This window comes from Imhoffiella purpurea, from assembly GCF_000585215.1.
In the GTDB taxonomy this organism is placed as follows: domain Bacteria; phylum Pseudomonadota; class Gammaproteobacteria; order Chromatiales; family Chromatiaceae; genus Imhoffiella; species Imhoffiella purpurea.
Genome location: NZ_AONC01000046.1, coordinates 22,456 through 32,416, shown reverse-complemented (window position 1 = coordinate 32,416; position 9,961 = coordinate 22,456). Strand labels below are relative to the sequence as shown.

Genomic DNA, 9,961 nt, shown 5'->3' with positions numbered 1-9,961 from the left:
GTAGCCCTCTCGCTGGTGTTATGCGCGACCTGCTCGATTCTCCGGTTCGCTGTCACCCAATCCCGGAACTGTCTGAAACGCAGAAAGAGCCATCAGGAAAAGGTGCCACTTCTGAGAGCAAAGCGGCCATTTGGCTGCCGTGCGTCCTTCCCTCCTTGACGTGGCTGTACGAGGCACAGGCCGAAACCGGGCGCAGTCTGGGCATCGTGCGTCCCGATCCGGGAACCTTGCGCTTTCGCTGGACCCCGGTCGCGTCCGCCGAGGATGAAGACGAAGACACGCAACTCCTGTTCGAGGCCCGCCGACAGATGAGTCTGCTGGAAGAGGCATCTCTGACCCCTTTACCGAAACCCGAGTATCTGTTTCGCTACGAGTTCGAGTCGGCAGGAAGGCGACACGTCATGACCATCCACGACTGGGAGGCGCAGGCTACCTATGCCCATTACAAGCGCCGATATGGCGGTCCCAGTCAAGCCCTGGAGAAGATGGCCGAGTATTACGAGGATCGGATGGCGACCATGAATCCGCACCTCTTCGTCGGCAACATGAAGAAACGTCCCCGGCAGTTCATTCTGATCGGTGTGCTGCGATCGCCGGCGATTCAGACGGCGGAGATGCAGCACCAGCTATTCTGAACACCCCCGACAGGATCGAGATCCACCGCCAGATCGCGGACGCCAACCAGGGCAAGGGAATGCTGGTAACGGACTGGCCGAGCGGCGTTCGTTCACACGTCCGCCTGCGCCCCCATCTCCTCACGAATCACCCGCCGCAGCGTTTCTTCCATCTGCCCGTTGCGCCCGTCCTCGCGCATCGCTTCGTGCAATGCCTGATTGATCAGCGTTTGATAGCCACGCTCGCCCGCCTTGGCCTTGAAGTAGGCGATGACAGCCGCGTCGAGCATGATCGTCACCCGCTGCTTGCCGAGGTGTTCCTGCACGGCGGCCGCGAATTCCTCGCGGCTCGCGTCTTTCAGCCCGACCCGCAGCCGGGGCTCAGAGGTAGGAGAAGAAGCCTTCGATTTCATGGGGTTCCGCCTTGCGCATGGATATGACGTGGATGCAGTCTTCCGACTCCGTATGGGTGATGACGACCACCTGAACGCCCAGCAGACCCGTGGTGTTGAACCGCTGCTCGTCGTAATCGACGCGGGCATCTTCGCGGGTCAGGGTCGGACCGGCGAACACCTGCTCCGCATCCGCGAAGTCCAAGCCATGCTTGGCGCGGTTGCTGCGACGCTTGCTGTTGGTCCAGGTGAATTCCATGCGCGAATCATGCATATTATTATATGCATAATCAACCATTGGCCGATCGCGGTGACGAAGTGGAGGGTGCAGTAGGGTTTCGAGGAGGAGCGCTGCATGCACTCTTGCCTGTGCTATGGGGCTGTGCTTTACTGATTTCGCAGCCCAGTGCGGCTGCGAACACCTACTCTCCTTGCTTGTCCGTCACGGATAGCAAGGCTTTGCCAGTGCGAGTGACTCGACTGGTTCCCGTCTTTGCCTTTGTGAGGCGAGCGGGCTTCAACATCCAATTGAGGCCCCATATGCCCCGTAATCTTTCAAAACCCCGCGCTCGTTCGTTCAAGCTCCAGTCCGGCCGCTGTTTCTATTGCGGTGCGCCGATATGGTTGGAGAATCCCGAAGCCTTTGCGAAACGTCACGGCCTATCCAAAGGGCTCGTGCTGCTTCTCAAGTGCACCGGGGAGCATTTGCTGCCTCGATCCGATGGCGGCGATGCATCTCAGTCCAATATCGTCGCGGCCTGCCGCTACTGCAATGCGACCCGGCACAAGGCGAAGCATCCGCTGGATCCGACCGCCTACAAGCGGCATGTCGGAAAGCGTTTGCGTCAAGGGAAATGGCATCCTCCGGCGGTCCGGCGGCTCTTGAGCGCCGGCTGAGGCGGGTTGTACGAGAAACATCCCGACCGGTTCTGGCAGTCGAAGCTCAGGCGGCCAGGTCCGCCAGCAACTCGGGATGCTTCAGGGTGATCTTCAGCAGGTACAGCACGGCGCCGGGTGGCGTGAATCGCCCTTGTTCCCAATCGCGCAGGGTGGCCACGGGCGTCTGGATCAGGTTCGCAAAGGGTTGCTGCGACAGCCCCAGCGCATGCCGCCGCTGGCCAGCGCCCAGGCGTGGGCGGTCTTGTCGACATAGGTGTAGCCCTCCTCGATGATCTCGCGGAAGGTCTGGATGCCGATGGGGAGCTTCTTCAATGGGGTGCTCATGGTTTGCCGAACCTCGACGACCGATCATCCGCCCCGACCATCATCCAGCCACTCGTCAGCCCGATCAGCAGCAGGGGCAAGGCAAAGAACAGAAGGTGGCTGTTGCCGCTGGCGATGAAGGTCATGGGCTGCCCCATCACCGGCAGGAGCCCGAGCACGTTGCCCCAGGCAATGAGCGCATGGGCGACGAAGAGCCAGGCCAGAGCGAAGAGCGCGAACGACAGGAAGACGCCAAGACCCTGTTGGGCGACATCCCTACTCCGGCCCCAAGCGGATAGGCGCTCGCTCAGTGCAAACAGGGATCCAGCGAACAGCAGCTGCAGCAGCAGGACGAGGATTCCAGCAATGGAACCGGCGCGATTGAGCACGAAGGCACCGATGAAGTCGTTCTGGACCACGGGCAACCCCATCACCGCACCGTTCCAGCCGAAGGGACCGGTCACTGGCCCCATGAAGCCCCCCGCTGCAGCCAGATCCAAGGCCATCCGGACCTGATAGCCGCTCTCGGGAAAACGCTCGGGCTGCGCCCAGGCCATGAGTCGGGCATATTGCGGAAACCAGCGCGGCAGCATGTCCGGATCGGCGTGGATCCAGATCAGGAAACCGAGCCCCAGCAGGCTCGCCCCGGCGATCCCGATCCGGATCCATCGCGCACCCTGGCTCGGCACGCCAAGCGGGTGCGGCGCGACCAGCCACATCCCGGGAAGCACCAGCATCAGGAGCAGCAAGGCCGGGGACATATCATGCACGGCCCAGAGGAGCGCCAGGGCGAACGCCAGGAAGAAGAAGGCGATCCCGGTCAGCTCCAGGCTGGAGCGCAGCGGCGCGGCGCGATGGTAGCTGCCGAGGCCGGCACGGCGCGCCCACAGCCGCCGCGCCACATAGGCGAGCAGCAGTGCCGTGAGGATCTTGACGCCCTCGACGGGCTGAACGCCGGCCAGGCCCTCCTCGCGTCCGAACAGACCTTGAGCCAGCAGGACGAGCACCGCGCCCGACAAGAGGAATAGACGCAAACGCCTCCAGACGGCCGATGCCTCCGGATCGGTCAGCTGGGTCGCCAGCCGTTCCAGACTATCGCGCCGGACCAGGGTCAGAGGGAGTATCAGCCAGCCCATCAGGGCCAATGCACGCCAGTGGTCCCGGGCGATCAGTAGCCAGCGGCTATTGTCGCCACCAAGCCCCAACTGTCCCTGGACCAGGGCGCCGATCAAGACCAATCCCAGCGCCGCCGACCACAACCAGCCGACGGGACCGGCGAGCCGGCCGCCGAGACCGAGCAACAGCGTCGCAAGCCCCCAACCCAGCGCGATCGACATCAAGAGCCAGACCGGGGAAACAGGACCCGTCCAGACAGTCGCCAAGGTCAGGATGCCGAGGAGAAAGGCTGGCACCCGAGCGGCCAGCCGCACGCCGAGCGGTATCTGCCGATCATGCCTGGTCCGACGCAGCTCGAGCGCTCCGGCGACCAAGGCCAAGCTCAGGGCGAGGCAACACCAGGGCCAGTGATCCACCATCCATTCGCCGATCCCCGGCCAACCCTCCGCTGGCGCGCTTCGCTTCTCCCAGGTCGACGACACACGCTCGTCGCGCGAAACGGGCCGCGTCTCCTCGCGCGACGCTGGCCAGACATCGGTTCCTCCGCTCGGGACCAGCCTCAGGACGGAACCCTCGGACCCGGCCGCCGTCCAGTCCAAGCTATAACTGGTACGCCCCAATACCAAACGCCGCGTCGGCTCGGCCGGGTCGTCGAGACGCCATTCCAGGTCGCCGAATCCACGCCACTGCTGCTCGCCGGCACGCGCGAAGCGGACCTCGGCCGATCCAGGGGCGAGCCAAAAACGTCCCTCGGACCAAAGCACCCTGGCCCCTTTCGATGGAACAGCGGACAGGGACCAGCGCACCGGACAGGGCACCTGACCGCCGATCGAAAACAAGACCAGCTCGGCATTCGGGCGCAGGTGGCGCATCCACCAATGGTCTCCTTCATCCGGACATTCGGAGAAGGGCTGCAGATCCTGATAGAGTGTTCCCGCCTCCCAGCGGACACGACCGGAGTGGGCGGACAGAACCAAACGATCGGCCCGAGCCTCCGTCACCTCGATCGAGACGCCGTCCAGACGCAGACGATCCCCCCTGGCCAAGGACCAGCGTCGGAGATAACGCGTGGGGTGCAGGGACGTTGGCGCATCCACCCGACGTCGGTCGGACACATTGGCGACCCACCAGCCCGTCCGATCGCGACGCACGCGCAGATGGTCTAGGGCCGCAGAGGCGCTTCCGAAGCGCTGCCCAAGCTCTTCACGCCCGAGAATCAAAGGGTCGCTATCGGGCTCGAGGGCAATCGTCACCGCCTCCACCACGGAACCCTTGGGGGCCTGTTCCAACAGGAGCCATGCCGCGTAGAGGTAGCCGAGCAGCAGGAAGAGCGAAAGCGACAAGGGACCGAGCGAGCGATCTCGATGCATGTGCGGAATCCGCGATTCAGGTTAGACTCGGGACTTCAAACGTCTGAAGCCAAAAGACAATCGGACACCAAACTCATCCAGCGGATCATACAGATCAGGGTCTCCGAGCACAGCCTCGACCGGCGACAGGTGCCGCAACCGCAATCAGCTGACACCTCGGCCATGAATGCTGCGTGATGTCGAACTCGAACGGAATGGATACTCTATGGCAGATTTCATCGACCGTTTTCGCCACTCCCTGGGAGGCTCGGGAGCCCCCAATCATTATCGGCGAGATGAATGGCTGCCACCCTACAATGACCATCTGCTCTGGCAATTGAGACTGACCGGGGTCGAGGATCCGCTCGACCCGGATGCGCTTTGGGACAATAGCGGCGGCAGCGGACGCCATATCCAGGAGTCGTCCAGCGGAGAGGCCGGCAAACGTCTCTGTCGCGCACTTCAGGATCATCGACGCTGGGTGCGTCTGAACGACCCCGGCCATGGCCGATGGATCCTCGGGCACCGCTGCTTCACCGATGTCATCCTCCATATTCCTCGGCAGACCTGGGATCAGGACATCCGAACCACCGGAGGGGAGCGCATCGAGGTCGCGGCCCAAAACCTCATCTTTCGCCATCAGCAGGACTTCAAGTCGAGTCTGCCAACCGGCCGCCAGCCACGCTATCTGCTGCGCCCCGATTCGCGCCTGCCTGCAAACGAGGTTCTATTCCTGTTCGGTCCCGCGGTCTTTCTGCCAGACCCTCAGGACCAGCCGGTCTTCGACCTTCAGCCAAGCCTCGACAAGGCACCTTTGGTCTTGGATTCCCTGCAGTGGCTGCCAAGCAAGCATGCCCAGGCACAACCGCCTGGATTCTATGCCGACCAGGAATGTCTGTTGCTGACGCCGGAGGGAAGCGGCCCCATCCCCCTACCCGGCTGGCGCACGGAGGACGACACCTACCTCTTTTTGCGCCGCACCGGCGAGAACGATTGGGCGGTCTACAGCGACAGCAGCCGCGAATGGCAGGCCAGCGAACGGCGTCAGGGAGACCGCTGGATCTTCGAGCTTCGCAGCCCCGATGGTCACGAATCTCAACACCTGGCGCTGGAACTCGTACCGGCCAGTGTCTCTCGATTTCAGTCCTATGGCGACGCCGGGGGCACACTGATTCCCGGCCTGCCCTCTCCGGTCTCTCCCTACACATTGGAACTCGAGGCCATCCTGCTCCCATCCCTTCATCAGGGACTGAGACAGTGGACGATCTGGCTGGAACCAGAGGGTACACCGGCGACACCGGAGCGGATCGGGCGGCATCCGGACGATCTCATTCGCCTTCAGCTGGACGGACGCGGCATCTCCCTCGCCATTCCCGGCCGACCGCTCCTGACGCTTGGCGACCGGATCGCGGAGCCGGTCGAAATCGGCCAAACCGATGCCAAACTGCTTCCCTTCGAGTTGCCGGGAAGCCATGGCCTGCTGTCGCTCCCTCGGCCCGATCTCTACTCGCCCGCTGATGAGAGGCGCCTGCTGGGACGCACGGATCCTGCGAACCCCGGCAATAGGCCCGATTTCGCGCTCGATCAGCTTGCACAGCCCAGGGGACTGTTCTGGTCCAGCGGAACGGATCCGGGATTCACGCTCAACAACCTGAGCCTGTCGCGCAGCCACGCCTGGATTTGGGTCGAGGACGACCAGTTACTGGCCGAGGCTTGCAAACCGAGCTGCCCGCTCATGCATCTCGACCGGAACTATCGGCCCCTGCCCATTCCGGAGGATCGGAACGACCGGCCATTGGTCATCCCGCCAGGGGATTGCCTGCTGGCGGGTCATTATCTGCTGCGCTATCGCTCCAAGAGCGGCTGATGGGTGCCATAGGACGCTTCCTGTCCTCGCTGCTCCCCGATTTCAAGACGGAAGCGATCAGCCTCAGGAGCCGAAGAAGCGAGAATCAGGACAACTATCTGCTCATCGCTCATACATCGGACGGACAGGCCAGGGCGCATTGGCTGCGCGATGGAAGCGCCACGGAAGAAGCCCGCCGGGCCTGGTCGGCTCGTTGGGTCCGGATGGCGGTTCTGGACGGCATGGGAGGCCATGCCCATGGACGCGAGATCGCCGAGGCGGCCGTGGATGCGCTTCGCCTGTTGCCGCCCTGCTCATCGGCGATCGCGCAGCGCCACGCCATCCTCGATCTGCATCACGATCTCTTGCGCCGCTTCGGCACGGGTCAGGCCAACAGCCCTGGAACGACCCTGATCTGGGCCGAGGTCGACCGCCTCCGCCGCCGCTGCCATCTGCTCCATCTCGGCGACAGCCGTGCCTGGCTCGGCTTGGATGATGATTGGCAGCTTCTGACCCGTGACCATACCTTGGCCGAGTTCGGCTATCGCGACGGCCGCATCGATGCCTCGGCCTATGCCGCCGAGCGGAAGCGCCCTGATCGACGCCTTGCCCAAGCGCTCGGCCATGGTGCCTGGGGCCTGAAGATGGACGCGGAGGGTCATGAAAGCTTCGGCTTCTCGCCCGACATCCGGCTCGATTCCGTTCGGGATCTCCCCTCTCTGGAAGGGCATGCCGATCTCCGGACGCTTCATTTACCCCGGGGTGTACCCCTGATGCTTGCGACCGACGGCCTATGGAGTGGCGGCACATGCAGGCTGCCACCACCGACCGATCTCATGGCGCCAGGCGCGCTCGGCGGCTTGGCTCAGGCCGCGATCGATGCGGGCAGCACCGACAACACGAGCCTGCTCATTGGTTTCTTCGATCCGGAATCCACCTCATGAGCCGCTTCTCCACCTTCACGCTGAGCGCGCTCGGAATCCTGATCGCCTGGCACATGCTGACCCTCGTCCCGCCCGACCGGGAGGCCACCGGTGCCCGCACCGCCGCTCAGGATCTCTTCGAGGGACTCTCCCGATCCGGCCTGCTGACGATCGGTCCCGATGCCCGGCTGCAGCTGCCGCCGCCGGACGCGGCCCTGGCCGCGGCCTGGCGCGGCGAGCGCCAGGAGACATCCGACATGCGGCTGATGCGCGATCTCTACGGCACCGCCGCCGGAACCGGCCTGCAGGACCAGATCGGACTCTGGAATCGCAGCCGCCGATTGAGCGCCGTGCGCGACAACGGCGCCTCCATCGGTGTGACCCATGGCGTGTGGCGGGCCCACGGCTGCCGGGATGAGCATCTCGTCGACACCCGGGCACTGGTCGACGAATCCTTCGGCTACGTTCACCAGGGGCAATTGCGTCTCGGCTTCGCGCCCTGGACCGCCGTGGCCTCCCAATCCGATTGCATCGAATGGCGCGGCGAGTTCAAGGCCGCCGAGCCCCTACCGCTCGACATCCTCTATATCGGCCAGTTCCGGGAAGGGATCCCCAACGGCCAGCAGCGGGGCTACGCACCCCCTCCGATCTGGAGCGAACGGCCGACTCCCCCTTGCCTCGCCCCGAATCGAGAGCCCGGCCAGGCGGGCGAATGGCGCATTCCCAAGTCCGCTTGGCGGCGCACGCCCGAGGGGACCTGGGCACTGTCCGCCAGGCTGCGACTGCACCCGGCCCTCAACCCCAGTCTGAACTCGCAGGGACTGCGGGTCGGAGTGACGGTGCTCGAACAGAAGAACGACAAAGGGACGTGCGAACCCGTCTGGCACCCGCCACGGCCCGGTAGCGGGGGCACGCCCGCCATCTGGTCCGTCACCACGGCCGACGGCCTGCCCCTGCTCGATCGGGATCTCCACCCCACGCCAGAGGCCGAGCAACTCGGATTGATACCATTGGTCGGCTATGGACCCCAAGACTATTTCGGGCTCGGAGCCATGCTCGGCGCCGCCCGTCCCGCTGGCCAACTGCGACTCACCTTGGACAGCCGGATGCAGACGGCCGCCAACGCGGCCCTGACCGGCACGCTCGAGGAACTGGACGAACAGGGTCCCTGGTCGGCCGAGCGCCGGGCCGCCCTGGTCCTGCTCCGCCCGGATGGCGCCATCCTGGCCGCCGCCGGTCGCCCGCAGCCGCCGCCGATGAACCAGGTCACCCACTGGGATCTGGCGGCCTTCTCCCGCGTCTATCCGCTGGCCGATCCGCTCCGGATGCGCGCCTGGGAGGGCGTGGACCGCCATCAGGCGGCGGGCTCGACCTTCAAGCCGCTGATCGCACTCGCCGGACTCCAGGCCAGCGCCGATCGGGCGGATGTAGCCCGCATGCTGTCCGGACTCTCCGCCCGCGATTTCGAGCGGCTCACGGGGCTCGGATTGGCCTCGACAGACATCGATCCCTATGCGGGCATCGAGGGCGGCCATCCGGCCGGGGGAATTCACACCATCGGCAATTTCGGTCGGGAGACGCTCCAGAACCTGCTGCGGCCATCCCCCGGCCGCCCCACGGCCAGGTGTCCGGGACAAACGGCGCCCGCCTATGATCTGAGCGTCGCCAGCGCGCTGCGCGAATCGCTCAATACCTGGTTCGCGGCCTTGGCGCTGCAGCTCGACGGAACGGCCGCGGATCGCTATCAGAGGGATCCGCGTCCACTGACCGAACGCCCGCCACCCGACCTCCATCTGATCCGCACCATGCGCCAGTTGGGATTCGGCTCCAGCCAGCCGCTGCTCGCCACCCCGGCAGAGACGCTCGGCGGCCGCGCGCCGCGGATGGGCGAGGATCGGATCGACCTGCTCGGAGAGAGACCCACGCCGCTGCGCTGGATCATCGCCCAGAGCGCCATCGGTCAGGGTGTCCTGGTCACCCCATTGCGCATGGCCGCCCTCGCCGCCACTCTGTCCCAGGGGGCGATCGTCCGCCCCCATCTGGACGCCGCCTGGAACGGAAATCCACCGAGATTCGAGTCGCCGACGCCCCTGGGAACCGACCTGTCGCCCATTCGACGCGGCATGCGCGACGTCGTTCGGGCCGGAACCGCGGCCAGGGCCTTCAGCGAGACCGGCCCCGATATCTGGTGCGACACCTACGCCAAGACCGGCACGGCCGATGTCGCTCGGACGGACGGATCGGGCACCAAGGAGCCCTACGGCACCGCCTGGCTGATCGGCTGGCACCAACCCCCGGCAGGTGGGGACGCACTCGTCTTCGCCTGCATGGTGACCCATACCCAGGGTTTCGGCGGCGAGGTATGCGGATCCATGGTCGCCGATCTCCTCCGCCGTCTCCCGGAGACGCCTTCGGACACCGGCGAATGAACGCCGCCCAACATGAGATCGTCACAAACCGTTAGAATTGAACGCATTGCCCGACTCGGCCAACCACCCGAGCCGGGCGCCTTTGTCAA

10 protein-coding genes are annotated in these 9,961 nt (G+C 65.0%); 5 read left to right on the top strand and 5 right to left on the bottom strand.

Annotation, left to right across the window (positions count from 1 at the left end; translation table 11 throughout):
• Positions 1-155 precede the first annotated feature (155 nt).
• Positions 156-635: a hypothetical protein gene (locus tag D779_RS15210; RefSeq protein ID WP_043755671.1), complete on the top strand. Its 480-nt coding sequence runs from the start codon at positions 156-158 to the stop codon at positions 633-635.
• 92 nt (positions 636-727) lie between these two features.
• Here D779_RS15210 and D779_RS15205 read toward each other — a convergent pair whose 3' ends face one another.
• Positions 728-1,027 carry a BrnA antitoxin family protein gene (locus D779_RS15205; protein ID WP_081763547.1) on the bottom strand — a complete coding sequence of 100 codons (300 nt, stop codon included), beginning with the start codon at positions 1,025-1,027 and terminating at the stop codon, positions 728-730.
• Positions 996-1,265 (bottom strand): BrnT family toxin, encoded by a 270-nt coding sequence (locus D779_RS15200; protein ID WP_043755683.1) that lies wholly within the window; start codon positions 1,263-1,265, stop codon positions 996-998. The genes D779_RS15205 and D779_RS15200 overlap by 32 nt, the downstream gene beginning before the upstream one ends.
• A 281-nt stretch (positions 1,266-1,546) precedes the next feature.
• On the opposite strand from D779_RS15200, the gene D779_RS15195 reads away from it, so the two are divergent.
• Positions 1,547-1,903: an HNH endonuclease gene (locus D779_RS15195; protein WP_043755669.1), complete on the top strand. Its 357-nt coding sequence runs from the start codon at positions 1,547-1,549 to the stop codon at positions 1,901-1,903.
• A 46-nt stretch (positions 1,904-1,949) separates the two neighbouring features.
• On the opposite strand, the gene D779_RS23310 is transcribed toward D779_RS15195, so the two are convergent.
• Genes D779_RS23310 through D779_RS15185 form a run of 3 tightly spaced genes read right to left on the bottom strand, consistent with a single transcriptional unit; the run spans position 1,950 to position 4,695 of the window.
• Entirely contained in the window at positions 1,950-2,063 is a 114-nt protein-coding gene (locus D779_RS23310) for a helix-turn-helix domain-containing protein (RefSeq protein ID WP_232424208.1), read from the bottom strand.
• A gap of 11 nt (positions 2,064-2,074) precedes the next feature.
• Complete coding sequence (locus D779_RS22935) at positions 2,075-2,230, bottom strand: AAA family ATPase (RefSeq protein WP_232424207.1); 156 nt, start codon at positions 2,228-2,230, stop codon at positions 2,075-2,077.
• A complete protein-coding gene (locus D779_RS15185) occupies positions 2,227-4,695 on the bottom strand; it encodes an FtsW/RodA/SpoVE family cell cycle protein (protein WP_043755667.1) in 2,469 nt (822 codons plus the stop codon). The genes D779_RS22935 and D779_RS15185 overlap by 4 nt, the downstream gene beginning before the upstream one ends.
• Before the next feature lie 205 nt (positions 4,696-4,900).
• On the opposite strand from D779_RS15185, the gene D779_RS22685 reads away from it, so the two are divergent.
• From D779_RS22685 to D779_RS15170, 3 genes are read left to right on the top strand one after another with little or no spacing between them, the layout of a single operon-like run.
• A complete protein-coding gene (locus tag D779_RS22685) occupies positions 4,901-6,541 on the top strand; it encodes a hypothetical protein (protein ID WP_043755664.1) in 1,641 nt (546 codons plus the stop codon).
• Positions 6,541-7,464, top strand: a complete 924-nt coding sequence (locus D779_RS21240) for a PP2C family protein-serine/threonine phosphatase (protein ID WP_052348170.1) — start codon at positions 6,541-6,543, stop codon at positions 7,462-7,464. The genes D779_RS22685 and D779_RS21240 overlap by 1 nt, the downstream gene beginning before the upstream one ends.
• Complete coding sequence (locus tag D779_RS15170; RefSeq protein ID WP_043755662.1) at positions 7,461-9,872, top strand: penicillin-binding transpeptidase domain-containing protein; 2,412 nt, start codon at positions 7,461-7,463, stop codon at positions 9,870-9,872. Before D779_RS21240 ends, D779_RS15170 begins: the two co-directional genes overlap by 4 nt.
• Positions 9,873-9,961 lie beyond the last annotated feature (89 nt).